The 26810-nt window shown below is 59.9% G+C and carries 23 protein-coding genes; 14 read left to right on the forward strand and 9 right to left on the reverse strand.

The window, feature by feature from the left end; all coding sequences use genetic code 11:
- Nucleotides 1–172 precede the first annotated feature (172 nt).
- From NPS29_RS23180 to NPS29_RS23190, 3 genes are all read left to right on the forward strand, one after another.
- Nucleotides 173–1819, forward strand: coding sequence for an acyl-CoA dehydrogenase family protein (locus tag NPS29_RS23180; protein WP_274135414.1), 1647 nt, complete (start codon nucleotides 173–175; stop codon nucleotides 1817–1819).
- Nucleotides 1820–1997: 178 nt separating this feature from the next.
- Nucleotides 1998–3494, forward strand: coding sequence for an AMP nucleosidase (gene amn, locus NPS29_RS23185; RefSeq protein ID WP_400609226.1), 1497 nt, complete (start codon nucleotides 1998–2000; stop codon nucleotides 3492–3494).
- 123 nt (nucleotides 3495–3617) lie between these two features.
- Entirely contained in the window at nucleotides 3618–4184 is a 567-nt protein-coding gene (locus NPS29_RS23190) for a pseudouridine synthase (protein ID WP_274135449.1), read from the forward strand.
- A 153-nt stretch (nucleotides 4185–4337) separates the two neighbouring features.
- On the opposite strand, the gene NPS29_RS23195 is transcribed toward NPS29_RS23190, so the two are convergent.
- The 3 genes from NPS29_RS23195 to NPS29_RS28755 all read right to left on the reverse strand — a co-directional run bounded on the left by NPS29_RS23195 (nucleotide 4338) and on the right by NPS29_RS28755 (nucleotide 6060).
- Nucleotides 4338–4544, reverse strand: coding sequence for a DUF2788 domain-containing protein (locus NPS29_RS23195; protein WP_274135416.1), 207 nt, complete (start codon nucleotides 4542–4544; stop codon nucleotides 4338–4340).
- Nucleotides 4545–4595: 51 nt separating this feature from the next.
- Nucleotides 4596–5075 (reverse strand): Lrp/AsnC family transcriptional regulator, encoded by a 480-nt coding sequence (locus NPS29_RS23200; RefSeq protein WP_274135417.1) that lies wholly within the window; start codon nucleotides 5073–5075, stop codon nucleotides 4596–4598.
- Between the two features lie 415 nt (nucleotides 5076–5490).
- Nucleotides 5491–6060 carry a hypothetical protein gene (locus NPS29_RS28755; RefSeq protein WP_425312549.1) on the reverse strand — a complete coding sequence of 190 codons (570 nt, stop codon included), beginning with the start codon at nucleotides 6058–6060 and terminating at the stop codon, nucleotides 5491–5493.
- Here NPS29_RS28755 and NPS29_RS23205 point away from each other — a divergent pair.
- Nucleotides 5998–6828, forward strand: coding sequence for a DUF6515 family protein (locus NPS29_RS23205; protein ID WP_337993904.1), 831 nt, complete (start codon nucleotides 5998–6000; stop codon nucleotides 6826–6828). The two genes, NPS29_RS28755 and NPS29_RS23205, sit on opposite strands and share 63 nt — an antisense overlap.
- Nucleotides 6829–6943: 115 nt before the next feature.
- Here the strand turns inward: NPS29_RS23205 and NPS29_RS23210 are convergent, their stop codons facing one another.
- From NPS29_RS23210 to NPS29_RS23220, 3 genes are all read right to left on the reverse strand, one after another.
- On the reverse strand, nucleotides 6944–7849 hold the full coding sequence (locus tag NPS29_RS23210; protein ID WP_274135419.1) for a cation diffusion facilitator family transporter: 906 nt from the start codon (nucleotides 7847–7849) through the stop codon (nucleotides 6944–6946).
- Nucleotides 7850–7879: 30 nt separating this feature from the next.
- On the reverse strand, nucleotides 7880–8305 hold the full coding sequence (locus NPS29_RS23215) for a polyribonucleotide nucleotidyltransferase (RefSeq protein WP_274135420.1): 426 nt from the start codon (nucleotides 8303–8305) through the stop codon (nucleotides 7880–7882).
- A gap of 194 nt (nucleotides 8306–8499) precedes the next feature.
- Nucleotides 8500–9423 (reverse strand): LysR substrate-binding domain-containing protein, encoded by a 924-nt coding sequence (locus NPS29_RS23220; RefSeq protein WP_274135421.1) that lies wholly within the window; start codon nucleotides 9421–9423, stop codon nucleotides 8500–8502.
- Between the two features lie 189 nt (nucleotides 9424–9612).
- Between NPS29_RS23220 and NPS29_RS23225 the strand changes: the two genes are divergently transcribed.
- The 10 genes from NPS29_RS23225 to NPS29_RS23270 all read left to right on the forward strand — a co-directional run bounded on the left by NPS29_RS23225 (nucleotide 9613) and on the right by NPS29_RS23270 (nucleotide 23848).
- Entirely contained in the window at nucleotides 9613–10533 is a 921-nt protein-coding gene (locus NPS29_RS23225) for an ABC transporter permease (RefSeq protein WP_274135422.1), read from the forward strand.
- Between the two features lie 7 nt (nucleotides 10534–10540).
- Nucleotides 10541–11404 (forward strand): ABC transporter permease, encoded by an 864-nt coding sequence (locus tag NPS29_RS23230; RefSeq protein ID WP_274135423.1) that lies wholly within the window; start codon nucleotides 10541–10543, stop codon nucleotides 11402–11404.
- Nucleotides 11401–13044, forward strand: coding sequence for an ABC transporter substrate-binding protein (locus NPS29_RS23235; RefSeq protein WP_274135424.1), 1644 nt, complete (start codon nucleotides 11401–11403; stop codon nucleotides 13042–13044). Before NPS29_RS23230 ends, NPS29_RS23235 begins: the two co-directional genes overlap by 4 nt.
- A 5-nt stretch (nucleotides 13045–13049) precedes the next feature.
- Nucleotides 13050–14555, forward strand: a complete 1506-nt coding sequence (gene argH, locus NPS29_RS23240) for an argininosuccinate lyase (RefSeq protein ID WP_274135425.1) — start codon at nucleotides 13050–13052, stop codon at nucleotides 14553–14555.
- 11 nt (nucleotides 14556–14566) lie between these two features.
- A complete protein-coding gene (locus tag NPS29_RS23245) occupies nucleotides 14567–16411 on the forward strand; it encodes a dipeptide ABC transporter ATP-binding protein (protein ID WP_274135426.1) in 1845 nt (614 codons plus the stop codon).
- A gap of 81 nt (nucleotides 16412–16492) precedes the next feature.
- Nucleotides 16493–16897: a RidA family protein gene (locus NPS29_RS23250; protein ID WP_274135427.1), complete on the forward strand. Its 405-nt coding sequence runs from the start codon at nucleotides 16493–16495 to the stop codon at nucleotides 16895–16897.
- A gap of 193 nt (nucleotides 16898–17090) precedes the next feature.
- Nucleotides 17091–19610 (forward strand): ATP-dependent helicase HrpB, encoded by a 2520-nt coding sequence (gene hrpB / locus NPS29_RS23255; RefSeq protein WP_274135428.1) that lies wholly within the window; start codon nucleotides 17091–17093, stop codon nucleotides 19608–19610.
- 395 nt (nucleotides 19611–20005) lie between these two features.
- Nucleotides 20006–20392: a sigma factor gene (locus tag NPS29_RS23260; protein ID WP_274135429.1), complete on the forward strand. Its 387-nt coding sequence runs from the start codon at nucleotides 20006–20008 to the stop codon at nucleotides 20390–20392.
- A gap of 26 nt (nucleotides 20393–20418) precedes the next feature.
- Nucleotides 20419–20835: an Ohr family peroxiredoxin gene (locus NPS29_RS23265; protein ID WP_274135430.1), complete on the forward strand. Its 417-nt coding sequence runs from the start codon at nucleotides 20419–20421 to the stop codon at nucleotides 20833–20835.
- 127 nt (nucleotides 20836–20962) lie between these two features.
- The gene (locus NPS29_RS23270; RefSeq protein WP_274135431.1) at nucleotides 20963–23848 is read left to right on the forward strand and encodes an ATP-binding protein; all 2886 of its coding nucleotides are present in this window, start codon (nucleotides 20963–20965) and stop codon (nucleotides 23846–23848) included.
- A 9-nt stretch (nucleotides 23849–23857) separates the two neighbouring features.
- Here NPS29_RS23270 and NPS29_RS23275 read toward each other — a convergent pair whose 3' ends face one another.
- Genes NPS29_RS23275 through NPS29_RS23285 form a run of 3 tightly spaced genes read right to left on the reverse strand, consistent with a single transcriptional unit; the run spans nucleotide 23858 to nucleotide 26692 of the window.
- Nucleotides 23858–24514, reverse strand: coding sequence for a response regulator transcription factor (locus NPS29_RS23275; RefSeq protein WP_274135432.1), 657 nt, complete (start codon nucleotides 24512–24514; stop codon nucleotides 23858–23860).
- Between the two features lie 31 nt (nucleotides 24515–24545).
- Nucleotides 24546–24917, reverse strand: coding sequence for a response regulator (locus tag NPS29_RS23280; RefSeq protein WP_274135433.1), 372 nt, complete (start codon nucleotides 24915–24917; stop codon nucleotides 24546–24548).
- A complete protein-coding gene (locus NPS29_RS23285) occupies nucleotides 24917–26692 on the reverse strand; it encodes a PAS domain-containing sensor histidine kinase (RefSeq protein ID WP_274135434.1) in 1776 nt (591 codons plus the stop codon). Before NPS29_RS23285 ends, NPS29_RS23280 begins: the two co-directional genes overlap by 1 nt.
- Nucleotides 26693–26810: the final 118 nt, after the last annotated feature.

Below are 26810 nucleotides of genomic sequence, written 5' to 3' on the forward strand. Positions count from 1 at the left end.
CTTGAGGACGCCCCCGCCGGCAAGCCGTGCTGCTACGGGTCGTAGCTTCGCCCAGGGTACGCGGGGCATTAGCAAAAGAGGGCAAATCCGCCGTCATTTAGTCGCCTACGGCACTTTGTCAGGCGCAGGGTGCGTGCTTCACTGGTGCTTGACTGCCGACCGGAGCCGCCTCATGAACCTGCATCAGTTCGCCGAGACCCACGAAGTCACCAACCAGCCGCCGTCGCTGGATGGCGCCAATCTCTACCGCATCGACCTACCGTTGCAGGAGTGGTCGCAGCGCTTCGGTGCCGGGTGGGCGCAGGCGCGGATCGACGCCTATGGCGCGTTGGCCGGTGGCCCGCTGATGGAAGCCGGCTTTCTCGCCAACCAGAACAAACCGGTGTTCGCCAGCCATGATCGCTACGGTCATCGCATCGACCTGGTGGAGTTTCATCCCGCCTATCACCAACTGATGCAGACGGCCGTCGAGCACGGCATTCCGTCGCTGCCCTGGACCGACCCCCGCGAAGGCGCCCACGTCGCTCGCGCCGCCATGAGCTACCTGCACAGCCAGGCCGAGGCGGGCAGCGGTTGCCCGCTGACCATGACCTTCGCCAGCGTGCCGGCCCTCAGGTTGCAGCCGGACCTGGCGCAGACCTGGCTGCCGAAAATCCTCGCCACCGAATACGACCCGCGCAACGTCGGCATCGCCCACAAGGCTGGGGTCACCATCGGCATGGCCATGACCGAAAAACAGGGCGGCACCGATGTGCGGGCCAATACCACCCGCGCTTATCCGGTCGGCCAGCCCGGTCCGGGCCAGGCCTATGAACTGGTTGGCCACAAGTGGTTCTGCTCGGCGCCGATGTGCGATGCCTTCCTGACCCTGGCCCAGACCGACAAGGGTCTGACCTGTTTCCTGCTGCCTCGCCATCGCCCGGACGACACCCGCAACGAGTTCTACATACAGCGCCTGAAGAACAAACTGGGCAACTGGAGCAACGCCTCGAGCGAGGTGGAGTTCCGTGGCGCGCTGGCGTGGATGGTGGGCGAGGAAGGGCGCGGCGTGCCGACCATCATCGAAATGGTGGCAATGACCCGCTTTGACTGCATGACCGGATCCAGCGCCCTGATGCGCCAGGCCCTGACCCAGGCAGCCCATCATTGTGCCCATCGAAGTGTGGGCGGACGTGTGCTCAGCCAGCAGCCTTTGATGCAAAACGTGTTGGCTGACCTGGCACTTGAAAGTGAAGCAGCGCTGGCGTTGAGTCTGCGCATGGGGCGATCGTTGGAGCGGCTGGACGATTCCCATGAAGCGCGGTTTGCGCGGCTGGTCACGGCGGTGGGCAAGTACTGGATCTGCAAGCGCGCGCCGGCAATGATCAACGAGGCCGCTGAGTGCATGGGCGGCGCGGGTTACGTCGAGGACACGATTCTGCCGCGCCTCTATCGCGAAGCGCCGGTCAACTCGACGTGGGAGGGCTCGGGCAACGTGCAGTGCCTGGACGTGTTGCGCGCCCTGTCCAAGGAGCCCGGTGTGCTCGATGCCCTGTTCGATGAGTTGGGAGATGGCCATGGCGACAGGCGTCTGGCGGCGCACATCGACCGGTTGAAGGCCGCATTCAAGGACACCAGCGACATCCGGTACCGCGCCCGGCAACTGACCGAGGACATTGCGGTCGGTCTTCAGGCCAGGCTATTGCTGGAGGCGGGGAATGCGGCGGTCAGCGACGGCTTCATCGCAGGCCGCCTGGAACACCCCGGCCGGGTGTACGGCGCGCTGCCGCGCGGGGTGGATGTCGAGGCGCTGGTGGCGCGTTCGTCTCCACAGATCTGATGAGTGACTCCAGCCCTGTAGGAGTGAGCTTGCTCGCGATAGCGGTGGGTCAATCAGCACAATGTTGCCTGGTCTGGCGCTATCGCGAGCAAGCTCACTCCTACAGGGATTGCGTAGTGCATGATGTATTGTGCGCCTCATTACTCATTTCGTGCCTTCCCCCGCCGTTGCAGGCAAGATGGAACCTTGCAAGATCAGAAGGATGCACATCGTGAATGAAGCCTTTGTTGTTGTAGAAACCGCCGAGCAGGCCGTCGATCGCCTTGCCGAGCTGCACGCACGTGCAACCACTGCCTTGAGCCAGGCGCTCAAGCGTTATCTGAAAGACCGCGTTGAGCCCGACGCCGCCGAGCGTCTGCTGTTCCGCTACCCCGAATTACGCCTGACCTATCACTGCCAGGGCGAAGTGCCGCTGACCACTCGCGCCTACGCCAAGGTTCAGCTGCCGGGCACTTACAGCGTCACCGTCACCCACCCGGCGGCGTTTCGCAAATACCTGATCGAACAGCTCGTGCCCCTGATGAACGACTTCACCGTGACGGTAGAAGTGGGCGTCAGCGAGCAGAACATCCCGTATCCGTACGTGGTCGAGCAGGGTGATGAACTGGCGGGCACCGGCGTGACCGCCGCGACCCTGGCCCGCGTATTCCCCAGCACCGACCTGTCCGCCGCCACCGATGGCATCGCCGACGGCCTCTACGACTGGGCCAATACCGACCCGTTGCCGCTGGCGCTGTTCGACGCCGCCCGTGTCGATTTCTCCCTGCGCCGCCTGGTGCACTACACCGGCAGCGACTGGCGCCATGTGCAGCCCTGGATTCTGCTGACCAACTACCATCGCTATGTGGACCAGTTCATCGTCCACGGCCTGGAAAAACTGCGCGACGACCCGCGCTTCGTGAAGATGGTGCTGCCGGGCAACGTCGTCGTCGACAAGAGCATGGATCACGGCGAGGCGCAGGCCATCGTCTCCAGCGTGGTCTGGCACCGCTACCAGATGCCGGCCTATCACCTGATCGCCGAAGATGGCCACGGTGTAACGCTGGTCAACATCGGCGTCGGCCCGTCCAACGCCAAGAACATCACCGACCACCTGGCCGTGCTGCGCCCGCATTGCTGGCTGATGATCGGCCACTGCGGCGGGTTGCGTCAGTCCCAGACCATCGGCGACTACGTGCTGGCCCACGCCTACATGCGCCGCGACGGCATTCTTGACCGCGTATTGCCGCCAAACATCCCGATCCCGGCGCTGGCCGAAGTGCAGCTCGCGTTGCAGGAGTCGGCGGCGCAAGTCACCGGCGAGCGCGGCGACGATCTGAAAAAACGCCTGCGCACCGGCACCGTGCTGACCTACGACGACCGTAACTGGGAGTTGCGCTGGGCTCAGGAGCGACCGCTCATCAATCTGTCCCGCGCCGTGGCCGTGGACATGGAAAGCGGCACCATCGCCGCTCAAGGCTACCGCCTGCGAGTGCCTTACGGGACCTTGCTGTGCGTATCCGACAAGCCGCTGCACAGCGAAATCAAGCTGCCGGGTTCGGCCAACGCCTTCTATGAGCGCGCGGTCACCCAGCATCTGAAGATCGGTATCGCGGCAGTTGACCTGATGCGCACGCAGCTCAATTCCCTGCACTCGCGCAAACTGCGCAGCTTCGACGAACCGCCATTCCGCTAGGCGTTTGACGCAAGGGCCACTAAAGTGGCCCTTTCTGTTTTCACGCTTCGAGCCGATATGCCCCGCAATCAACGTCCCGTTTCCCGTCGACCCGCGCCGAACAACACAGGCGCATCCCGTCGTGTGGCCAAGGCCCCGCCTGCCGAACCTCGGCTGATCCTGTTCAACAAACCGTTCGATGTGCTGACCCAGTTCAGCGACGGCGAGGGGCGGGCGACCCTCAAGGATTTCATCGAGATCCCCGGCATCTACCCGGCCGGGCGCCTGGACCGCGACAGCGAAGGGTTGTTGCTGCTGACCAACGACGGCCAGTTGCAGGCGCGCATCGCCGACCCCAGGCACAAACTGGCGAAAACCTACTGGGTGCAGGTCGAGGGCGAGCCGAGTGAGGAACAGCTGCAAAAACTGCGCGATGGCGTCGAGTTGAATGACGGGCCGACGCTGCCTGCCCAGGCCCGTCAGCTCGACGAGCCTGACCTGTGGCCGCGCAACCCGCCCGTGCGGTTTCGCAAGAGCGTGCCGACCAGCTGGCTGGAGCTGATCATCAAGGAAGGGCGCAACCGCCAGGTGCGGCGCATGACCGCGGCGGTGGGGTTGCCGACGCTGCGGCTGGTGCGCGTGAGGATTGGCGACTGGAGCATCGAAGGACTGGATCAGGGGCAGTGGCGGGAAGTGCCGGCGAAGTTGTAAAGGGTGATTTTGCCCCTCGCGCTATCGGATTGGCTGAACGTCGTCCCTGTAGGAGTGAGCTTGCTCGCGATGTGGTAGATCAGACCCATCTCTGTGTCTGACGGAAAGTCATCGCGAGCAAGCTCACTCCTACAGAAACCGCGCTTGGCCCTGCTATTTGTGCTGCTCAATGTACGCAATCACCACGCTCTTGATCACAAACGCCAGCACCCCCAGGCCCAGCACGCCGAACAGGATCATGGTGCCGAAGCGGCCGGCCTTGGACTTCTTCGCCAGGTCCCAGACGATGAAACCCATGAACGCGATCAGCACGGTGACCAGGATGGTCATCATCCACTCTTCGAACATCTCGGGTTCCATGGGGCTTCTCCTGCAAACGGGGGCTTGCGAGTATAGGGCGTGCAGCGACGATCAGCTGCGCAGGTGTACCAGCGGGAGTTCGGTGCTGGCCAGCACCTGGTTGAGCACGAAGCTCGAACGCACACTGGTCACGCCGTCGATACGGGTCAAATGGCCCAGCAGGAATTTCTGATAATGGTCCATGTCCGGGACCACGACTTTTAGCTGATAATCAGCGTCGATCCCGGTCACCAGGCTGCACTCCAGCACCTGCGGCAGGTTGCGGATGTGCTGCTCGAAGTTCTCGAAGCGGTCCGGGGTGTGCCGGTCCATGCCGATCAGCACATAGGCGGTCAGGCTCAGCCCCAGCTTCTTGCGATCAAGCAAGGCCACCTGGCGCACGATGTAGCCGTCATCCTCAAGCTGCTTCACCCGCCGCGAGCAGGGCGAGGGCGACAGGCCGATGCGTTCGGCCAGCTCCTGATTAGAGATGCGCGCGTCACGTTGCAATTCGGCCAGAATGCTCAGGTCGTATCTGTCGAGCTTGCTCATCTTAGGTCCCTTTAATGTATCTATTGCGCTGAATTATTCATCCTAAGTGAAAAATTGCGCAAGTGATGTTTTCATCAGCAACATTCGCAATCCTGTGCTGTGCGCCAAAGCCTATTCTTTTACCCAGAATCACTGCCCGGACTTTAGCGTCCAGCGCGGCCCGCCGAATCAGGCCAGCCGCGGCCTCCAGCCCAACAGGGTTGACCAGGCCACCGGGCTACGCACTGTCCAGAAGACGATGCGAGGTGAGCCGGCGTCAAAAGCGTCGTGCCAGGACGAAGCATTCAAGAGAGGGCCATCGAGCCCTCTTTTTTTGTGCCCACGATTTCTTCCCCTGCACGAAATGAATCTCTTGCCTCGCACGACCTGTAGGAGTGAGCTTGCTCGCGATAGCTTTGGGTCAGTTCCATATTCATCACTGCGAGTACGCTATCGCGAGCAAGCTCACTCCTACAGTTTTGCGGCTCTCGCTGATAGAGTGCGGCGAACGGCGCACCCAGAATGCAGTCCTATTAACAGGTATCCGCGCCGCAGTGAGGAAAGCATGAACACGCGCATCTGGCGTTTGGCAGGTGTCAGTCTCTTGGCCTTGAGTGTCAGCGCTCAGGTGTTGGCCGACGATAACAATCAGCAGCAACAACAGCGCAATGAACAGCGTCAGCACGGTTTCGACATGCAGCGTCAGCAGCAACAGAACCAGCAACGCAGCTTCAATGAGGATAGACAGCAGAATCAGCAGCGCGAGCAGCAGCAACAACAGCAGCAACAACAGCAGCAACAACAACGCCAGCAGCAACAGCAGCAGTACCAGCAACAACGCCAGCAAGAGCAGTTGCAGCAGCAACGGCAGATCCAGCAGAACCAGCAGCAGCGCTTCGATCAACAGCGCCAGCAGCAGGAACGCGAGCGTAACCAGCAGCGCATGAATCAGGCCCAGCAGGACCAGCGCCAGCAGCAGCTTGAGCAACAGCAACGTCAGCAGCAACAGCAGTTGCAGCAGCGCCAGTTGCAGGACCGTCAGAACAACCTGCCGATCCAGAGCCGCCCGGACACCGTGGTGCAGACCCAGCAGCCGCGCCAGGGCTTCTACCGTGACAACCCCAACGATCACAACAACCCGTGGCGCGGTGGCGACAATCGCCCAGGCAACGGCAATTGGCAGGGCGGCCATCCACCGGGCGTTCATGGCGACGGCTGGGGCTCAGGTCCGCGCTACCGCCCCGGCTACCAGATAGATCGCATGCCGGGCGGCTATTCGCGCGTTCCGTATCGCGGCAATGACTACTTCTATTCGGGGGGTTACTGGTATCGCCCGCAGGGCCCGCGCTATGTCGTGGTCGCGCCGCCCCGTGGCGTTCGTGTGCGCTACCTGCCCGATTATGCGCAGCAGGTCTGGCTGGGCAGCGCGCTGTTCTTCGTGGCGGCGGGCACCTACTACACCTACGAGCAGAGCACTCAGGAATACATCGTGGCTGAACCGCCCCAGGGGGTGGAACCGATTTACACCCCCGAGTCGCTGCCACAGCCGGCGCAGCAACCTGACAACCCCTACGACGTGATCGCCTACCCGGCCAACGGGCAGACCCAGCAGCAAGTCGAGCAGGATCGCTACGACTGTTATCGCTATGCGGTGCAGCAGAGCAATTTCGACCCGGCTGCAGCGACCTACCAGCCGGCGCCGGAAGTGCTGGGGATCTACCGCCAGGCGATGGCCAGCTGTTATGCAAGCCGGGGATACAGCGTCCAGCAGTAGAACTAACGCATTCCCCCGTAGCAGCACGGCTTGCCGGCGGGAGCGGTATGTGAGTCACCATTGAGGTGTCTGATACGCCGCCCCCGCCGGCAAGCCGTGCTGCTACGGTCAGGGGTCAGTTCAGCACCGGGCTATTGGCCCGCTTCACCACTTCCTGAGGATCGGCGTGCACCAGCACTTCGGCCTTCGGGAATTCGGCCATGATTGCCCGTTCCGCCTGCTCGCACAGATCGTGGGCCACCAACAGCGTCAGCGTCCCCGGCAATTCCAGATGCAGTTGCACGAACCAGTGGTTGCCCGACACCCGGGTGCGCAGGTCGTGGGCGCCTAGTACACCGGGCACCGCCTGCGCCAGTTCCTGCATGCGAGCGCTGACGCCCGGTTCAAGCTCGGCATCCATCAGCACCGACACCGTTTCCCGGGCAATCGAGATCGCACTCCACAGGATGTAGAACGCAATCGCCAAACCGAAATATGCGTCCAACTGGTCGTAACCGAAATAGGCCAGGCCCAGCGCAATCATGATGCTGACGTTGAGCAGCAAGTCCGAACGGTAGTGCAGCGAATCGGCGCGAATGGCCGCCGAGCCGGTTTCCTTCACCACCTTGTGCTGCAACATCAGCAGGCCAACGGTCAGAGCTATCGACAGCACCATCACCAGCATGCCAAGCCCCGGAGCGCTCAAGGCCTGCGGATGCTGGATGCGCTCGATGGCCTGAAAGCCGATCAGAAAGGCACTGACCGCAATGAACAGCGCCTGGGCCATGCCCGACAACGCCTCGGCCTTGCCGTGGCCGTAGCGGTGGTCGTCATCGGCGGGGCGCAGCGCATAGTGCACGGCCAGAAGATTCAGAAACGACGCCGCGCCATCGAGCAGCGAATCGGTCAGACCCGCCAGCAGGCTGACCGAGCCGCTCATCCACCAGGCCACCGCCTTGGCGATGATAAGGACACTGGCCACCGCCAGCGATGCCCGCGTCGCCAGACGCAATAACCGGGCGTGTTCAGGGCTGCTGCTCATGGCACTTCCTTGAGTGACAACTGCGAAATATCAGGCCGACGGCACAAGGCCCAGCGAGGCCAGTTGCTGCGTGCTGCCCTTGTGCTGGATCAGGCGCGGATCGTCCAGCGGCAGGCTGCGGCCCAGTTCGGTCTGGATGATCGCCTGCAGCTTGGCGTTGTCCACCGTGCCGTCAGTGCGCACGGCAGGCTGCAGTTTCTGCGGATCGATCTGCGCGTGCTTGCCGCCGGGCAGGTAGATCGCGCCAGTGGCGAAGTCCACCGCGAACGCGATCACGCCAGGGATGATGTAGAACAGAAGGCCAATGGCGTCGAGCACCACGATGGCCGGGTCCATCCTGCCGCTGCCTTGAATCTGGCCGCGACGTTCAGGGTAGAAAATACTGCCGCAGGCAGTCAGTTGAGCCAGCAGGCTGCCGATCAGAACGGTGCCAATCAAACGCGAAGGAATGCGCATGGAAATCTCCTCAGAGGAAGTCGCAACTATACAAGGCAAACGCCTAATCATTAAGACTATCCAAGTTGTAGGACGGTTCTGTGTCGCGGCAAACAAAGCTGCGTGGTGCGCCCGCATGATCGGCGGTCCGTTTCTGGAGCCCTCATGAATTCCCTGCCCATTGATGCCGTCCTGCGTGCGGCCGGGCAACCCGCTTAATACGCCGAACGGGGAATCATGGACATAAACTCGGATTTGAAGATGTTTTCCATAATCTGCATGAAATCCGAAGCCAGCTTGGAACGTTGCTGGTGGCTGGGGAATACGATAGAAATTTCGAAGGGAATATTTTCATCCAGTTTTCTGAAGGTAATCCCTGGGTATTTCGAGTAGGAGGCCGTAAAGGGATCGCAGACGGTGAGCCCGAGACCACCGGAAACCAGGCCGCAGGCGGAGTGAGCGGCGGTGGTTTCGACGCAGGACTGGCTGACGACACCGCGCGCTTCCATCGCTGTAGTGATGCGGCGCTGTAACGGATTATTGGTGTTCAGTGAGATCAAACGGCGATCATTCAAATCTTCAAGTGTCACCACCTCTTTGCTCGCCAATACATCGTCACAAGGCATGACACAGACGGCATTGATCGGGGGCAGGGGTATCGACTGAATCCCCGGATACTCGCCTGACGGCACCTGGACAAAACCGATATCGATCTGATTCGCCGACGTCAGCTCCATGATGCCCAACGAGTTGCGAACGTCCAGAGACGTTCTGACATCGGGATGTTTTCGGGCGAAACGACATACGCCCTCAGCCACGACACTTAAACCGAGCGTGCTCATTGAGCCGATTCTCAGTGTGCCTGTGCGTAGCGTCACCAGGTCTTCCGCAACGCGCTCGATGCGTTCGATACCCTGATAAAACTTGTCGACTTCGGCGTATAGGAGCTGAGCTTCCGCGCCCGGAATAAGGCGATTGCCTTCACGGCGGAACAGTCGAAGCGACAGTACGATTTCGAGATCGCGTATGAGCCTGCTGACAGCGGGTTGGGTTATCTGTAGGGCTTCGGCGGCGATGGTCATGCTGCCAGTGAGCATGACTGCCCGAAAGGCTTCCAGTTGGCGAGGATTCAGCTTCATCGTGGCGCTCGAGCGGTATGGGAGAAGGCTTTGGTTAAACGTATAACATTTTGTTATGCGCGTCCAACATGTTACCGGTTTGCGGTAGGCATGTGACAGAGCGATGATCTATTTGCGTTGTTTTATTGAACAGCCTGACTTCGCAATAGTGCCAAGCGGTGCTGACGCAAAATAAAAAGAGGACAACTCGTGCTGAACTATACCTTGCGCAGGTTACTACTCCTGCTACCAATGTTATTCGGAGTATCAATCGTGGTATTCCTGGTGATGCATTTTATTCCTGGCGATCCGGCTCAACTGGCTGCGGGACCTGATGCGACAGCCGAAGACGTTGCGCAGATACGGCAAAACTATGGGCTGGATCAACCACTCGTTACTCAATACATTATCTATGTAAGAAAAATTGTCAGCGGCGATTTCGGTGAGTCGTTCCAGACATTCACTCCGGTGCTTGAAGGCATTGCAAGAACGCTCCCGGCGACTATTGAATTGACCGCTGCCGGGATGCTGCTCGCCGTCGTGATTGGTGTTCCATTAGGTATTGTCGCAGCACTAAAGCCTCGAGGGTTTTTAGATGGTTCGCTCACCACTTTCGCGGTTCTAGGCATATCAGTTCCCGGATTTTTTCTTGGCCTTATATTTATGTCGATCTTTTCGGCCAGCTTAGGCTGGCTACCACCGACCGGAAGGGGCGGGTGGCAGCACTTGATATTGCCGGCGGTGACTCTGGGGTTGCCGTATGTTGCAACTTTTTCGAGGCTCGCTCGATCCACGATGATGGATGTACTGAAAGAAGATTACATTCGTACCGCCTACGCGAAAGGTGTGCCTGGCTACAAAGTCGTTATCAAGCACGCACTTTCTAACGCGTCCATTCCACTGGTTACCGTATTTGGGATGGATTTTGGCCGACTCCTGGGAGGGGCCGTTATTGTCGAGACCGTATTTGCCTGGCCAGGGATGGGGCGTTTTCTGATCGATGCAATCATGGCTCGAGACATTTATGTCGTACAAGGCACTGTCCTTGTGTTTGCAGCCTTGGTAGTAATCATAAATTTAATGGTGGACCTCGTATATGGCATCCTCGATCCTCGCATCACCTACAACTGAGGCTGATATGCATCTGCCGAAAAAGCGCGGGCCGGGCTTTGTGGGTTTTCTCATATCCAATAAACGTTGGTTTGCGCTTGGTGCATTCATTGTCATCCTGGCAATGATCGCAGCTGCGTTATGTGCACCTTTTCTGTTTGATTGGGATTCGGTGACAAAAATCAACCTCTCCAGGTCACTGATCGGTCCGGGCACTGACTCTTTACTTGGTACGGATCAAATGGGCCGGGACTTGTTAGGAAGAGTCCTGTGGGGCGCTCGCATCACACTCACTGTGGCAGTATCCAGTGTCGCTATCGCGTTGCTGGTCGGCGTTTCAGTAGGCGCAGCTTGCGGGTATTACAACGGCACCCTTGCCAGTCTGGTCATGCGGATCATGGATTCCATGATCGCGTTCCCCAGGACGTTGGTAGCGATTCTGATTATTACCGTCGCGGGAAACAGCATCCTGAGCCTGACACTCGCCATTGCCATCTCGACCATTCCTATCTATGTCCGATTTTTTGCAGGGCCGGTGATCGCCCTGAGAAACCGCGAGTTTGTACTCGCCTCGAAATCGATCGGTGTCGGCGATCTGCGATTGTTACTGGTGCACATTCTGCCCAACATTGGCTCGCTGGTCATTATTCAGGCAACCGTATCGCTGGCTGAAGCCATCCTGATTGGTTCCGGGCTGAGCTTCCTGGGGCTTGGCCCACCGCCGCCAACGCCGGAGTGGGGTTCGATGATTGCCGAGTCCCGGCCGTTACTGACTACCCATCCGTATGTCTTGCTCGCGCCTGGTTGCGCCCTGGTCCTGACCATATTGAGCTTCAACATTGTTGGCGATGCGCTACGGGATTATATCGACCCGAAATCGCGAAACGCTTGATTCAAATCAAGACGGTAACCGCCGATGAGTTCCACAAAATAATAGAGCGAGACGATGTGATGGGACGCTTAAACTTTCGGGCAGTACTCATACGCAGTTTTACTGTTCTAGGCATCCTGGGGCTGTCGGCCAGTTTGCCGACTGTTGTATATGCTAAAGAGGCGGGGCAGATAACGTTTGTCCAAGGCTCTGACATCGATACGCTGGACCCTGCCGTTTCGCGCAGCGTACCTTCTTATAATGTAATTGATCACGTATTCAACAGGCTGATCGCCTGGGGTGGAAAAGATCGCTCAAATTTCGTACCTGATTTGGCAGCGTCATGGTCGAGAACAGAAGATGGAAAGCGATGGACGTTCGTGTTGAAGCAAGGCATTAAATTTCACGACGGTACGGATTTCAATGCTGAGGCTGTGAAATTCAATCTGGATAGAATTCGTAACCCTGAATTGGGATCTCCGCATCGTTCTTTCTATGCGGATATCCTGTCGGTGGAAGTCGTGTCGCCGTATCAGGTTCAGATTACGACAAAAAACCCTTCCCCCACCATGCTGGAATTGCTGGCAAGCGAATCCTCGTCAATGAACAGCCCCGCAGCGGTCGCTAAATACGGTCGAACCTATGGGCATCATCCTGTGGGTACTGGGCCCTACATTTTTGATAGCTGGATACCCAATGACCAGGCCGTCCTTGAAAAGAACGCCACTTTTTATGGGCAACCCGGTAAACCTTCAAAAATTGTATTCCGCCCAGTGAGAGAGGATTCTTCTCGAGTCATTGAACTTCGGACAAACAATGCTGACGTCGCGGCCAATTTGTCGCCAGAAGCCGCGATTGAGTTGACACTACTCAAAAAATCCACGTTGATCCGAGTGCCAAGTACATTTCAGATCTTCTTTGAGATGAACCTGACAAAACCGCCATTCGATGACCCGCGTATCCGTCGTGCAGTCAGTATGGCAATCGATCGTCAGGCACTGGTGAACAAGGTTCTGCTTGGCTATGGAAAGGTGCCTACAGGTCCATTCCCTGAAGGTACCCAGGCACGACAAGCATTCGCTCCGGTCAAGTACGATCCTGAAGCCGCGAGGAAAATCATTGATGAAGTCTATCCCGGAGGTTATCCAGGGACCATTGTCATGTGGACGCCGGCGGGCCGTTATACCAAGGATCGACAAGTCGCCGAAGTTGTTCAAGGTTATCTCAATGCCGTAGGGCTCAAGACCGAATTCAAGGTGTGGGAATGGGCCACATACCAAAAAAACCTGTACCGCCCCGAGCCCGGAAAAGGAACAGGTAAAGGGACGAATGACGCAAATATGTGGTTGCTTGGCACAGGCATTTCTGATGCTGACATCCGCTTGCGTCGGAAGTTGTCCACGGGAGATGCACAGAATCTAACTGGGTATAGCAATCCCGATGTAGACAGCTATCTCCAGCTTGCCTCTCGTGAGCTGGATGAAAAAAAGCGCATGTCTTATTACGGCCAGATACAACAGATCCTTTGGGAGCAGGATGCAGACAATCTGCCTCTTTTTGACCAGGAGCAAGTTGTTGGCGTGCGCAAAGGTTTGAATGGTCTTGATATTGATTATGAAGGGACCATCGATTTCAAGAATGTAGAACTCATTGACCGGTGATTTAAATGTCGAATGTAAATGCCAACGAAGCCCTGTTGACCGATGCTCGTCTGAGTGCCCCTCCTGCCGAGCGCATGGTCAAATACCATGACATTCCTGCTCTTGAAACCGAGAAACGACAATTCAATGAATTCGTTGAAGTCGACCTGGCTCATACCGTCATGCTCGTCGAGCAGAAAATTCTTTCTGAATCCGTAGGGCAAGCCATCCTGGCGGAGCTGCGGGATATACGAACAATGTCTCCATCAGACTTCCCGTTCGATGTGAAGAAAGGCAGCTTTCTACTCCAGGTTGAATCGTACCTGTTCTCCAGAATTGGCGAAGATTCGGCAGGGCAAATGCACACAGGCCGCAGTCGTATCGACCAAGGAGCGACGGTCCGTCGTCTTTACGATCGCAAGCGCATTCTTGCCGTGCTCGACCGTATCAATGAATTTCAGGTGGCTCTGATCCAGAAGGCGGCGCAGTACTCGAGCACCATCATGCCGGGCTATACACATATGCAGCACGCTCAGCCATGGGTTTTTGGTCACTATCTGCTGAGTTTCACTTCAAGGTTGCACGATAGCTTCAGCCGCCTGGTGCAGGCCTATAGCAGAGTCAACAGGAATCCTCTGGGAGCCGTGGGGCTGGCCGGTACTTCTTGGCCTTTGGATCGTGCGCGTACGACGCATTTGCTGGGTTTCGATAGTCTTGTGGAAAACTCCAAGCTGGGCAGGGAAGCGTGGTACGCGGCAGAGACGATCGGCGCTCTGTCATTTGTCATGGCTGATTTGAATGATCTTGCTACCGATTTGCACATCTGGTCGAGTGTCGAATTCGGGACGGTAGAGAGCCACGACGGTTACTGCGGTACCAGCAGCATCTTTCCGCAGAAGAAAAATCCCAGCGGTCTGGAAACGATCAAGAAAGCAGCCGGCGGGTCCGTTACCTGGCTTGGCACGGCGTTGGCGACTTTCAGATCCGAAGGGACCGGCGATCAGGCAATGCGCGACTTGCCGTTGATACACGATGCCCTTGCGACTACAGAAGGAATGCTCGACCTGTTCACTGGAATCATCGAAACGCTGATCGTGCATGAGGACCGGATGTCGGCTCTCTTGTCGGGGAGTTGGTGTACTGCGAGCAATCTGGCCGACGTTATCGTTCGAGATAAAGGTATCTCGTTCCGTCAGGTTCACCACGTGGTGGCGCGCCTGGTTCGTAACAGCTTGCTCGCCGGTGTATCGCCCGGGATGGTGACGGGGGCGGCGCTGGATCAAGCGGCTATGGAAACTATTGGTTCAGCGCTCCATTACTCGGATGCGCAGGTCCGCGATTCGTTGAGTCCGCGTCGGTTTGTCGAAACTCGAATCTCTGCGGGTGGAGTAGGCCCCGGCGAAATCAAGAGGTTGTTGTCGATTGCGCGAAAAGAGCTTCAGCAAGATTGCGAGTGGGTTGCCCTGCATCGGCGCAAGCTCGCCCAGTCTCGGGCTGACCTCGACGCCGCCATTTCGAAAATTGTCGATTGAAGGAGCCTCCCATGAACCAGAATTTGGTAGCCCGTGTTAAGAACCTGAGCATTGGGTTCGGCGCCACGGGGAGCGAATCGCCGGTTGTACGTGACGTTTCATTCGAGGTGATGCGTGGTCAGACGCTCGCTATCGTAGGCGAGTCGGGCTCCGGAAAATCCGTGACTTCGATGGCAATGATGGGCCTGATCAAGCGTGCCGGGGGGCGGGTTCTCTCGGGGTCGATGGAGCTGCAAACCAAGGACGACAAAATGATCGACCTGGTCTCGGCTCCCGAGTCTGTGATGCGTCATCTCAGAGGTTCGTCGATGTCGATGATCTTTCAGGAACCAATGACCTCGCTGAACCCGGTCTTCAAGATCAGCTCTCAACTCACTGAGGCCATTATTCTGCATAAGCACTGCAGTCGTGCAGAAGCGCAAGCCCAGGCGTTACGCATGCTCGATCTGGTGCGCATTCCTGATGCGAAGCAGATCATGAACAGGTTTCCCCATGAGCTTTCTGGCGGGATGCGCCAGCGCGTCATGATTGCCATGTCGCTGGTTTGTGAACCCGCATTGCTGATCGCCGATGAGCCGACAACCGCTCTGGACGTAACAGTCCAGGCGCAGATTCTGCGCATCATCAAGGAACTGCAAAGCAGCCTGGCGATGGGCGTGATTTTTATCACGCACGATATGGGCGTTGTGGCAGAGGTCGCAGACCAGGTGATGGTGATGAAAAAAGGCGAGACCGTCGAGCAGGGTCCAGCCAAGGCTATTCTGCAGTCCCCCCGGCAACCCTATACCCGTTCATTGCTGGCTGCGGTTCCTAGAATTGGCTCTATGCACGGTACGTGTTTGCCCGCAAAATTTCCGCTGATCGATGATAAAACCGCTGAGTCCTCACCGGGATCAGCCACCGCCAGTAACGTTGCTCCTGCCTACGACCAGGCACCCATTCTCAGCGTAAAGTCGTTATCCATTCGATATGACCTCAAGGGCGGTCTTCTCGGAAAGGTCAGACGCCGGGTCCATGCCGTCGAAGCCATCGACTTTGATATTTACTCTGGTGAAACACTGGCTCTGGTGGGCGAATCCGGATGTGGCAAATCTACCAGCGCTCGCGCAATTGCCGGTCTGATGCCGATACAGGGAGGGGATATTGTCTTCGGCGGTAAAAACCTTGCGTCATTGAACAAGAGTGGTTTGAAGACGCTGCGTCGCGACATTCAAATGGTCTTTCAAGACCCTTATGCATCCCTCAACCCGCGCCTGACGATCGAGGACAGTCTTCTAGAGCCGCTGTATGTACATGACATTGCCCGTGGCGCCGAAGCGCGCAAGCAAGTTCGAAACCTGTTGGAGCGAGTTGGGCTGTCTGCTGAACAGGCGCAACGTTACCCACACGAGTTTTCCGGAGGGCAGCGGCAGCGGATTTGCATCGCTCGCGCGCTGACGCTATCCCCCAAGCTGATCATTGCCGATGAAGCGGTGTCGGCTCTGGACGTGTCCATACAGGCACAAGTGATCAATCTCATGCAGGATTTGCAGCGTGATCTGGGAATTTCATTTCTGTTCATCTCCCATGACCTTGCGGTGGTTGAGCGGGTCAGTCATCGGGTGGGGGTGATGTACCACGGTCGTATCGTCGAAATTGGCCCGCGTCGCTCAGTGTTTGAACATCCGCATCATGCCTACACCCAGAAATTATTGAGCGCAGTACCTTCTGCTGATCTGGACGCCCCCAGGAAACCGTTCAGCCTGATGGAAGAAGTCGTGCCGAGCAGGATTTATGACATTGACTATCAGGCACCTGACGTCAGCTATCTGGAGGTAGGGCCTGGTCACTTCGTCGCCAATTCGGGCTTTATGTAATTCGTCAACGGATGTTGCCCCGCCGTGTTGAATCCGCTGTGCTTGCCAGGCACCGCCAATCACCTATTCAGGAGACCCATAATGTCTGACCGTGAAATCATCATTCCAGATGCCATGAAGTCTGTGGTCGAACGCGCGGGTTACGCCCCCGCTGTCAAGATCGGCGACACCCTGTACTGTGCTGGCCAGGTAGGCAGGACTGCTGATCTGGAAGTAATTCGGGACCCCGAGCAGCAGTTCATCAGCGCCTGGGAAAACCTGGCGTGCGTGCTGGCCGCTGGCGGCTGCAGCTTCGAGGACGTGGTCGACATGACCACTTATCATGTGGATATGTCGAAGCATATGGCGGTGTTTCGCGAAGTGAAGAATCGGATATTCCCCAGAGGCCTTTGCGCCTGGACCTGTATCGGCGTCAGTGAGCTGGCGCATCCGGGTCTGTTGGTGGAAATCAAGTGTGTGGCAGTGCGGCGAACTTTAAAAAAGTGAAGTGTGCCTTTCACTTTCGACAGTGCCCCAAACTTTTCTTTGCGTAGCCCGCAGCGGAAAACGTTTCTACGATTAAGGCAACTTCATCGATCAGACACCGAGACGTATGTCAGTGCCGGTTTGGCGGTCAGTACTTCCTGAATCGGTCGTACTCATTCGCCCGTTATACTGCTCATCCTGTCCAGGAGTCACTATGAGTTCTTTGCCAATCGACGCCGTCATGCCGGCACTTCTCCAAGCGTTAAATGCCCGTAACGAGGTTGTACTCCAAGCACCCCCCGGCGCCGGCAAGACTACTCGCGTTCCATTGGCCGTCCTTGGTGAAGAGTGGCTTGGTGAGCAATCCATCCTGATGCTTGAGCCTCGCCGATTAGCTGCCCGTGCCGCCGCAGAAAGACTGGCCAGTGAGCTGGGGGAGAAGGTCGGTGAAACCGTTGGGTATCGTATTCGTCTAGAAAGCCGCATTGGTCCGAAAACTCGGATTGAAGTAGTCACTGAAGGAATTTTGGCGCGTCGCCTTCAGGATGATCCGGCTCTTGAAGGCGTTGGGCTGGTTATTTTTGATGAGTTCCACTCGCGAAATCTGGATGCGGATCTTGCTTTGGCACTCACTCTCAATGGTCGTGAATTGCTACGTGATGAGCAGCCCCTGAAGATTCTCGTGATGTCAGCAACGCTGGAAGGTGAGCGGCTTTCACAGTTGCTGGAAGATGCACCGATTATCACGAGTGAAGGCAGGATGTACCCCGTGTCGACTCTCTGGGGGCGCCCTTACCAGCCTGGTGAGCACATCGAGCCGAGGGTGGTCCAGGCATGCCTGGATGCGCTCGAAGAGCAGAGCGGTAGCATCCTCGTTTTTCTACCAGGGCAAGCCGAAATTCAAAGAGTCAGTCAGCAACTGGCAGATATCCTCGGCGAGCGAAAAGACATACTCCTATGTCCATTGCACGGCGAACTCGACCTCAGTGCACAGCGTGCTGCGATTGATCCCGCGCCTGAAGGCAGACGCAAGTTGGTACTGGCCACCAACATCGCCGAAACCAGTCTGACCATCGAAGGTGTGAGAGTAGTCGTAGACGCTGGTCTTGAGCGCGTACCCCGCTTCGATCCGCGCAGTGGAATGACCCGTCTCGATACTCAGCGTATTTCCCGGGCGAGCGCTACACAGCGGGCGGGGCGGGCTGGGCGATTGGAGGCAGGGGCCTGTTATCGATTGTGGTCGCAGGAGCAACACGAACAACTCAGTGCCTTCAGCACTGCGGAGATTACCCAGGCTGACCTTGCCGGCCTGGCACTCCAACTGAGCCGTTGGGGAATGTCGCCTGAGCAATTAGTCTGGCTTGATATGCCGCCGGTTGCCGCTTACGCACAGGCGCGCGACTTACTTGGGCGTCTGGGTGCGCTGGAAGGCGAAAAATTGACCCGCCACGGCCAAGCCATGTCTGAGCTGCCTGCGCATCCTCGCATCGCCCATCTGTTGCTGCGAGGCCAGGAACTGGGGTTAGGTCCGCTGGCCTGCGACGTCGCCGCCTTGCTGGGCGAGCGTGACATTCTGCGAGGCGCGGGCGCTGACTTGCACAGCCGCCTGACGCTGCTGGCCGGCACCGAGCGTGCGGGCCGTGGCGCCCAGGGTGGGGTTCAGCGCGCCCGGCAACTGTCCCGTCAGTACCGCGGTTATTTGCGAGGCGGGCCGAAGCAGGCCGTGGCCGATCCCGATCATCCCCGTTGGCTGGGGGCGCTGCTGGCGCTGGCTTATCCGGACCGTGTCGCCCAGCAACGTCGGGCGGGCGGCGCGGAGTATCGTCTGGCCAACGGTCGGGCGGCGTTGTTCGCCGAACCCGATGCGCTGATGAGAGAGCCGTGGCTGGTGATCGCCGATCTGGGTAGCCGTCAGGGCCAGCGTGAAGAGCGTATTTATCTGGCGGCGGATTTTGATCCGGCGCTGTTCGATTCGGTGCTGGCCGAGCAGGTCATTCAGGTCGATCAACTGGACTGGGACGAGCGCGAAGGGGTGTTTCGTGCCGAACGCCAGCGCAAGGTGGGCGAGTTGATCGTCAGCCGCGAGCCGCTGACCGGTCTGGACGATTCGGCCCGTGTGCAGGCATTGCTGGCGCTGGTGCGGCGCAAGGGGCTGGAGCTTTTGCCGTGGACGCCGGAGTTGCGTCAGTGGCAGGCACGGGTAGCACTGCTGCGCGGGCTGGACCTGGAAAAGAGCGGCGCCAGCGATTGGCCTGATGTGGGCAATGCGGCGCTGCTCGATCAACTGGAGCACTGGCTGCTGCCTTATCTGGGCAAGGTCACTCGGCTGAGTCATTTCGCCAATCTCGACCTGTCCTCGATCCTGCATAACCTGCTGGCCTGGCCGCTGCCGCAGCGTCTGGAAGAACAGGCTCCGCACCACTTGAGCGTGCCGTCCGGCTCTTCCGTGCGCCTGGACTACAGCGAACATCCACCGATCCTGGCGGTGCGCCTGCAGGAGCTCTTCGGCCTGGCCGACACCCCGCGCATCGCCGGTGGCCGGCAGATCGTCAAACTGCATTTGCTGTCCCCGGCGCGCAGGCCGGTGCAGGTGACCCAGGATCTGGCGAGCTTCTGGAAGAACACCTATCAGGAGGTGAAGAAGGATTTGAAGGGGCGGTATCCCAAGCATTACTGGCCGGATGATCCGTTGGTGGCGCAGCCGACTGCGCGGGCGAAGCCAAGGGGGACGTAGTTGGGGTTGTGATGCATGCGGGGTGTCTGGATCAGCCGGGGTGTCCGGTCTTACTGCCGCTGCGCGCCAGATCGCGGGCAAGCGCGCTCCTACGCCCTTCGGGCAGTGGCGATCCGCGCGAGCCTGCCCGATCCGCTTTTGATTCTGCCGAAGGCGTAGGAGCGCGCTTGCCCGCGATCTGCCGCAAAGCGGCAGTAAACAGACACACGCGATGTGTCTAAATGACTCGTTGCTGCCCCTGTGCACCACGGCCCCGCGCCTAACACGGGCTAACACCGGATAACTGGCAGCATTCAACCCCGCCCCTCACTCTGTAGCCTCGCCACCCACAACGTAAACGCACCCAGCGGTGCTGTACGTGCCATGGCGAGTTGCCAACCATGAGAGTGCCGATCATGTCCGAAGAAATTCGCCAGAGCTGCGTGTGCGGGGGCGCAAGGCCTAGCAATGATGAGTTGAGCGCGTTGATCGTCATGGGCGGTCAGGGCGATACGCAGCGGTTGTTCATCGCGGTCGCGCCGTTGCTCACGGCGTTTTATGAGGGGCAGGTCCAGGCCGGCCGGGCGCGGCGGGAGGACCTCGAAGCGCTAGTGCACCAAGCGTTTGCGGCGCTTTGCAGGCATCGTCAGAGCTACGACGCCGCGCACCCGTTCCGTGCCTGGCTGATCGAGGTCGCCCGCAGCACCTTGCGAGATTATCTGCACCGCAACGATGCCCATCCTGTGGATGCTTCGCTCGTCCTTGCCACCTGTGCCCCGCGCAAGATCCTGCGCGCAGTCTGAACTGCCTGTTCCTGTCGGACCCTCCAATGATCAGTATTGAAAAGATTCTCTACACCGGCCACACCTACACCACCGGTGGCCGTGATGGTGAAGGCCGCAGTCATGATGGCCGGCTCGATCTGAAACTCTCGCCACCGGGGGCTCCAGGCACCGGAACCAACCCCGAACAGTTATTCGCCATCGGCTGGTCGGCCAGTTTCATCGGTGCGCTGCGCCATGGGTGCAATGCCCGCAGGATCGGTTTTCCAGCCGAAACGGCGGTCGATGCCCAGGTCGATCTGGTGCATGGCGAGCAGGGTTTTTTCCTGCGCGCACGGTTGGCGGTGTCATTGCCCGGACTTGAGGGCGAGGTGGCAAGCGAACTTATCGAGGCTGCCCGGCAGAACTGTCCGTATTCCAAGGCCATGCGCGACGGGCTGGATCTGGCCGTCACCCTGGTGTGATTGGCTTCGCGGCGCACAGGCCGGGCGTGATCGCTTGATCGGTGTACCAAAACACCTATCATGCTCAAGCGTGCGCCCATCGTTCAACATCGGGTGGCATTACCCTCAATTTTCGGACAACGATCCCGTGGAGTCAGCCCTGGACGACCTGCACGAATCCCTCGCCTTGCGCTTTGCCTTCGGCCCGTTCTGCGTAACGCCGGGCAAGCGGTTGCTGACCCGCGACGGTGCTGCCGTCGAGATCGGTGGACGGGCGCTGGACCTGCTGATTGCGCTGCTCGAGCGTCCGGGCCGGGTGTTGTCCAAGCGCGAACTGATCGACAGGGTCTGGCCGGATGTGGTCGTGGAAGAGGGCAGCCTGCGCTTCCACATGACCGGCCTGCGGCGAATTCTCGGCGATGGCGAGGAGGGTGCCCGCTACATCAGCACGCAGGTGGGCGTCGGTTACGCCTTCGTCGCGCCTATCGAGCGATTCGAGGGCGAGCAGCCGCTGGTGGAGCAGCCAGTGGCAGCCGTGCCTGTGCGCCGCTTTTCCAGCACGGTGGGCAGCCTGCCTTCGCGCACTCGATTGATCGGGCGCGAAACCGACGTGCAGATGGTCGTCGAGCGTTTGCAGACGCCCAAGCTGTTCACCATCGTCGGCGCAGGCGGGGTCGGCAAGACCAGCCTGGCGATTGAAGTCGGGCACAGGATTCATGCGGCGCGTCCCGGCGGCGTGCGTTTCGTGGACCTGGCCCAGGTCGAGGATCCCTTGCTGGTGCCTTCTGCGCTGGCCGGTTCGCTGGATATTCCGGTACAGGTCGATGACCCGATGGTGGTGCTGCTGGCGCATCTGCAGGCCCAGGAACTGTTACTGGTCATCGACAATTGCGAGCACCTGATCGATGCCGTTTCTGTCATCGCCGAGCAGATCCGCGAGGCAGCCCCGCGAGTGAGCCTGCTGGCCACCAGCCGCGAGCCGCTGCGTGCCCGAGGCGAGCATGTGCATTGGCTCAACCCGCTGGATTTCCCGGGCGAAACCCAGGAATTGTCGGTCGATGAAATGCTCGCATTTCCCGCCATTGAGCTGTTCGTCGAGCGCGCATCGTCGGGCAACGCGACCCTGGTGCTGGACGCCGAAGACGCGCAGATGATCGTCGACATGTGCCGCCGCCTCGAAGGCATGGCGCTGCCGATCGAGCTGGCGGCCGTGCGCGTCGGTGCCTACGGTGTGCGTGCCACCCACGCCCTGCTCGGCGAGCGGTTTTCCTTGGGCTGGTCCGGCCGGCGCACCGCGCAGCCAAGGCACCAGACCCTGCGCGCCATGCTCGACTGGAGCTACAACTTGCTGTCGGCGGACGAGTGCCTGGTGTTCGCCCGCCTGGCGATTTTCGTCGGCCCGTTTTCACTGGAGGCTGCCTCCCAGGTGGTCGCCGATGGGCAGATCGATTCGGTGACAGCAGCGGCGATGCTCGACGAACTGGCTGCCAAAGGCCTGGTGGCGGTGGACCTCACCGATCCGGTGGGCGCTTACCGTTTACTGGAAATGACCCGCGCCTATGCCCGGGAAAAACTGGTGGCCCAGGGCGATGCCCAGGTGCATCTCCTGGCGTTTCGCCACGCGGCGTTTTACATGGACCTGCTGGGTCATCTTGGCGTCTCGCCGGGGGAGATCTACCAGCGCTCGGCGTGCCTGGCCAGCCAGTTGGGGAATGTGCGAAGCGCGCTGGAATGGAGCTTCGGCCCCCATGGTGATCCGGGCCTGGCGCTGCCCTTGGCGGCGGCCAGCTCACAGTTGTTCCTGCATTTCTCATTGATGGTCGAATGCCGCACCTGGTGCGCCCGGGCCATCGAGTTGCTGGAGCTTGGCTACTTCGGCACACCGACCGAAATGGAGCTGCAAGCAGCGCTGGGGCTGGCCTTCATGTTCACCCAGGGCAACAGCGAGTTGGCCGAAAAGGCCCTGCTCAGGGCGCTGGATATTGCCGTGGCGCTGGGGGATCAATGGTCGCGTTTGCGCGTGCTTGGCCGGTTGCAGATCTTCTACGAACGCATCGGCGATTTCCCGTCTTCGCTGGCCTGGGCCGAGCAAGCGGTGGAGGTCGGGCATGACATCGGCAAGCCGGAGGCCATCGCCGTGGCGGCGTCCCTGGCGGGCATTTCCCACCACCTGCTGGGCAACCAGACCCTGGCGCGCGAGGAGCTTGAACTGTCCCTGCGCAACAGTCTGCCGTCCGAGCGCAGCAGCACCATTCACTACGGTTTCGATCACCGCAACCGGACCGGCCTGGGCCTGGCCCGCACGCTCTGGCTGATGGGCTATGCCGATCAGGCGCGCGAGTGGGCCGAGCAGGTCGAGGCCGAGGCGGCGGCGCTGGATCACTCGATCACCTATTGCATCGCCCTGATCTGGACGCTGTGCATCTACGTCTGGACCGGCGATCTGGACAAGGCAGCCGAGCGCATCGACACCTTCGCCGGCATCGCCCACGCCAACGCTTTCGGTCCCTACATCGCGGCGGCCATGGGCATTCGTGCCGCCATTGCGATTCGCGCCGGCGAGCCGGGTGACGCCGTGGCGATGCTGGATGAGAGTCTGGCCCGGCTGCAAGGCATGCGTTACGAGCTGTTGACCACCTCGTTCGAAATCTCGCTGGTCGAAGGACTGATCCTTGCCGGGCGTCATGAGCAGGCGCTGGCTCAGGTCGATCGCACCATCGCGCACTGCCGCATCAGCGCGGATGCCTTTGCATTGCCTGAGTTGCTGCGGATCAAGGCGGGCATTCTCAAGACGCTCTCGCCTACCGACTACACAAGGGTCGAGATCACGCTGACCGAATCGCTGGATCTGGCCCGCAAACAAGGGGCGCGGGCGTGGGCGCTGAGAACCTCGATGGATCTGGCGGCGCTCTGGCTGGATCGCGGGCGGCGCAGCGAGGCGAAAGCGCTGATCGGTCTGTGCCGGGAGCAGTTCACCGAAGGCTTTGACACCCTGGACTTGCGGCAATTGCAGGCGCTCTGGGAACAGCTTTAGTCCGGCAGCTCAGCGCAGCCCCAGCAGCGCGGACATCCTGACCAGATCGGCCACCGAGCGCGCCTTCATCTTGCGCATCACCTTGCCGCGATGGGCCTTGACGGTGATCTCGCTGATGCCAAGGTCCGACGCGATCACTTTGTTCAACCGACCGGCCACCACCATGCCCAGCACCTCATGCTCGCGCGGGGTCAGGGTGGCGTGGGCGCTGCGCAGTGAACGAAGGCCGTCTTCACGGACCAGCGCTGCGCGGCTGTGGTCGAGCGCATCGGCGATGGCGCGCAGCAGCACTTCGTCATCGAACGGCTTGGTCAGAAACTCCATGGCCCCGGCCTTCATGGCGCGCACGGTGAGGGGGACGTCGCCATACCCGGTGAGGAAAATGATCGGCAGGTCCGGGCGCTCGGTGGCGATCATGTTTTGCAGGTCCAGGCCGTTCAGGTCAGGCAGGTTGATGTCCAGCACCAGGCAACTGGGCACCGGTGCCTGGGGTTGGTCGAGGAACGCCCGGGCGGACTCGAACAGTCTTGGTCGCCACTTGGCGAAGTCGATCAGCAACTCCAGCGACTCGCGCACTGAAACATCGTCATCGACCACGAACACCACCGGGGTGGGGTCGTTCGTCACGGCCTTGCGTCCTTGCGCAAGCGCGTCGTCAGTTCTCATAAGCCACCTCCTCAAGGGCTCGATCCTGCACTCAGCTCACCGGCAGCGCGGCGCTCAGGGCTTTGAGCAACGCAGCTTCACTGAAGGGTTTCATCAGGCACTCCACGGCGCCCTGGCTCATCAGGCGCGGGCGCTCGGCGGGATCTCCGTGAGCGGTGATGAAAATGATCGGGATGTCGTAGCGACGTAACTTCAGTTCCTTTTGCAGCTCAAGGCCGGACATGCCTGGCATGGCGATGTCCAGGATCAGGCAGCGGGTCTGTGCCAGGTACTCGGACGCAAGGAAATCCATAGCGCACGAAAAGGCCTGAACCCGGAACCCGAATTCGCGCAGCAGATCCGGCAACGATTCGCGCACGGATTCGTCGTCATCGACCACGGTAATCAGCAATGGGGTATCCATCAGGGGGTCTCCTGGGTCGTGACGCTCTCGCCCGCGTTGTCGCTCTGGGTGATGCGCGGCAGCGCGAAGCGGAAACTGGCGCCGGGGCCGTCCTCGTTCACGGTCGCCCACAGCGAGCCTTCGTGGCGTTCGATGATCGAACGGCTGACCGAAAGGCCGATGCCCATGCCCGAACTCTTGGTGGTGTAGAAGGCCGTGAACAGCCGTTGCACATCTTGCGGGTCGAAGCCGTTGCCGTTGTCGCGCACCGTCAGGCAGACGCGGTCGTTGTCGTCAGCGTGGGTGCTGACCTGCAGGTGTCGCGAGCGGCTGCTGATAGTGTTCATCGCCTCTGTGGCATTGAGGATCAGGTTGAGAATGACCTGCTGCAATTGCACGCGGTCACCCATCACCTGAGGCAGGTTGTCGGCAAATTCGGGGTGTAGCATCACGCCGTTGCGTTGCAGTTCGCCCAGCAGCATGGCGATGACTTCCCGCGCGGCTTCGTTGATGTCTACGCTTTCGAGGGTGATGCTTTTCTTGGAAAACAAGGCCCGCAGCCGGTTGATGACGTCCGAGGCGCGGTTGCCGTCGCGAATGGTGCGACGCGCGGTTTCCAAGGCTCCGGCGACATTGGGCGGATCAGCGCCGAGCATGCGCAGGCAGGTGCTGGCGTTGGTGATGATGCCCGCCAGCGGCTGGTTGACCTCGTGGGCGATGGACGCTGTCAGAGCGCCCAGGCTTGCTACCCTCGCCAGGTGCGTCAGCTCGGAACGTATCTTGCCCAATGCAGCCTCGTTGCGTGCGCGGTCGATGGCGATGCTCGCCAGATGGGTGCACTGGGCGATGAGATTGCGCTGCGCCGTGGACGGGGTTTGTGGCTCGCGATGGAGGATCGACAGGATCCCGCTCACCGTGCCGTTGGTCGAAGTGACAGGCGTTGACCAGTTGGCCTGCAAGCCATGGGACAGCGCACGGGTGCGCCAGCCGTTCCAGCGGGTTTCGTGGTTCAGGTCGCCCACGATCACCTGTTCGTTGGTGACTGCGGCCATGGCGACGGGGCAGAGCACTGCATCGGCAGGCCGACCGTCGGCACCCGGCACCAGATCGACTGGCACATGAGGCGCGGCGCCGGGCTGGATGCGCGGCACGGGTTCGGATGCGGGGTAGGGGTGTTTCAGATCGACCAGCACGATGCTGCACAACCCACCGTTGAACGAGGCCTCGACCAGCTCGCACAGCGCCTCCAGGATCGGCGTCAGGGCCGAGCCGCCGGCGATCATGCTCAGCAGGCGTTTCTCGCCGGCCAGCAGCATCTCGGCGCGCTTGCGGTCTTCGATGTCGGTGTTTTCGCCGTACCAGCACAGGATCGCGCCGGACTCGTCACGCTGCGGCACGGCGCGGATCAGGAACCAGCGATAGGTGCCGTCGAAGCGCCGCAGCCGGGCCTCGTACTCACCCGCTTCGCCTGACTGCAACAGCTGCCCCCAGTAGACCGCCAGCTCCGGGGCATCGTCGGGGTGCAGGGACTGGGTCCAGCCAAAGCCCTGGGCATCGCACAGTTGCACGCCGGTGTAGTCGGCCCAGCGCTGATTGAGAAAGGTGACGTAGCCATCGGGCGCAGCGCTCCAGACAAATCCCGGCACGGCGTCGATCAGGCTGCGCAGGCTGTCTTCGGTTGCACGAGGTCGCTCGATTTCGTTGTGCATGCCGGTGGTGTTCTCGCTGTCGCCGATTGTTGAGGATGCGCCAGGGGAGCTGCGCCGGACCATCATACGTGGGTGTCGTCGTGGCACGCGGTTAGCTCCTGATAGCCGCCGTTATGCGCAGCCCTATACATAGGTATGCACCGACACCTTGGTGTAATCGCTTGGGGCAAGAGGCGGTGGTGTCATCAGTCTCACGTGAGTCGGA

Source organism: Pseudomonas putida, assembly GCF_028682175.1.
Lineage (GTDB): Bacteria > Pseudomonadota > Gammaproteobacteria > Pseudomonadales > Pseudomonadaceae > Aquipseudomonas > Aquipseudomonas putida_AD.

What these genes read in the sequence shown, in the direction of transcription:
- NPS29_RS23180 (WP_274135414.1), top strand. Translation starts at nt 173, where the DNA reads ATGAACCTGCATCAGTTCGCCGAGACCCACGAAGTCACCAACCAGCCG.
- amn (WP_400609226.1), top strand. Translation starts at nt 1,998, where the DNA reads ATGGAACCTTGCAAGATCAGAAGGATGCACATCGTGAATGAAGCCTTT.
- NPS29_RS23195 (WP_274135416.1), bottom strand. Translation starts at nt 4,544, where the DNA reads ATGGAACCCGAGATGTTCGAAGAGTGGATGATGACCATCCTGGTCACC.
- NPS29_RS23200 (WP_274135417.1), bottom strand. Translation starts at nt 5,075, where the DNA reads ATGAGCAAGCTCGACAGATACGACCTGAGCATTCTGGCCGAATTGCAA.
- NPS29_RS23205 (WP_337993904.1), top strand. Translation starts at nt 5,998, where the DNA reads ATGAATCAGGCCCAGCAGGACCAGCGCCAGCAGCAGCTTGAGCAACAG.
- NPS29_RS23210 (WP_274135419.1), bottom strand. Translation starts at nt 7,849, where the DNA reads ATGAGCAGCAGCCCTGAACACGCCCGGTTATTGCGTCTGGCGACGCGG.
- NPS29_RS23215 (WP_274135420.1), bottom strand. Translation starts at nt 8,305, where the DNA reads ATGCGCATTCCTTCGCGTTTGATTGGCACCGTTCTGATCGGCAGCCTG.
- NPS29_RS23220 (WP_274135421.1), bottom strand. Translation starts at nt 9,423, where the DNA reads ATGAAGCTGAATCCTCGCCAACTGGAAGCCTTTCGGGCAGTCATGCTC.
- NPS29_RS23230 (WP_274135423.1), top strand. Translation starts at nt 10,541, where the DNA reads ATGCATCTGCCGAAAAAGCGCGGGCCGGGCTTTGTGGGTTTTCTCATA.
- argH (WP_274135425.1), top strand. Translation starts at nt 13,050, where the DNA reads ATGTCGAATGTAAATGCCAACGAAGCCCTGTTGACCGATGCTCGTCTG.
- NPS29_RS23245 (WP_274135426.1), top strand. Translation starts at nt 14,567, where the DNA reads ATGAACCAGAATTTGGTAGCCCGTGTTAAGAACCTGAGCATTGGGTTC.
- NPS29_RS23250 (WP_274135427.1), top strand. Translation starts at nt 16,493, where the DNA reads ATGTCTGACCGTGAAATCATCATTCCAGATGCCATGAAGTCTGTGGTC.
- hrpB (WP_274135428.1), top strand. Translation starts at nt 17,091, where the DNA reads ATGAGTTCTTTGCCAATCGACGCCGTCATGCCGGCACTTCTCCAAGCG.
- NPS29_RS23260 (WP_274135429.1), top strand. Translation starts at nt 20,006, where the DNA reads ATGTCCGAAGAAATTCGCCAGAGCTGCGTGTGCGGGGGCGCAAGGCCT.
- NPS29_RS23265 (WP_274135430.1), top strand. Translation starts at nt 20,419, where the DNA reads ATGATCAGTATTGAAAAGATTCTCTACACCGGCCACACCTACACCACC.
- NPS29_RS23275 (WP_274135432.1), bottom strand. Translation starts at nt 24,514, where the DNA reads ATGAGAACTGACGACGCGCTTGCGCAAGGACGCAAGGCCGTGACGAAC.
- NPS29_RS23280 (WP_274135433.1), bottom strand. Translation starts at nt 24,917, where the DNA reads ATGGATACCCCATTGCTGATTACCGTGGTCGATGACGACGAATCCGTG.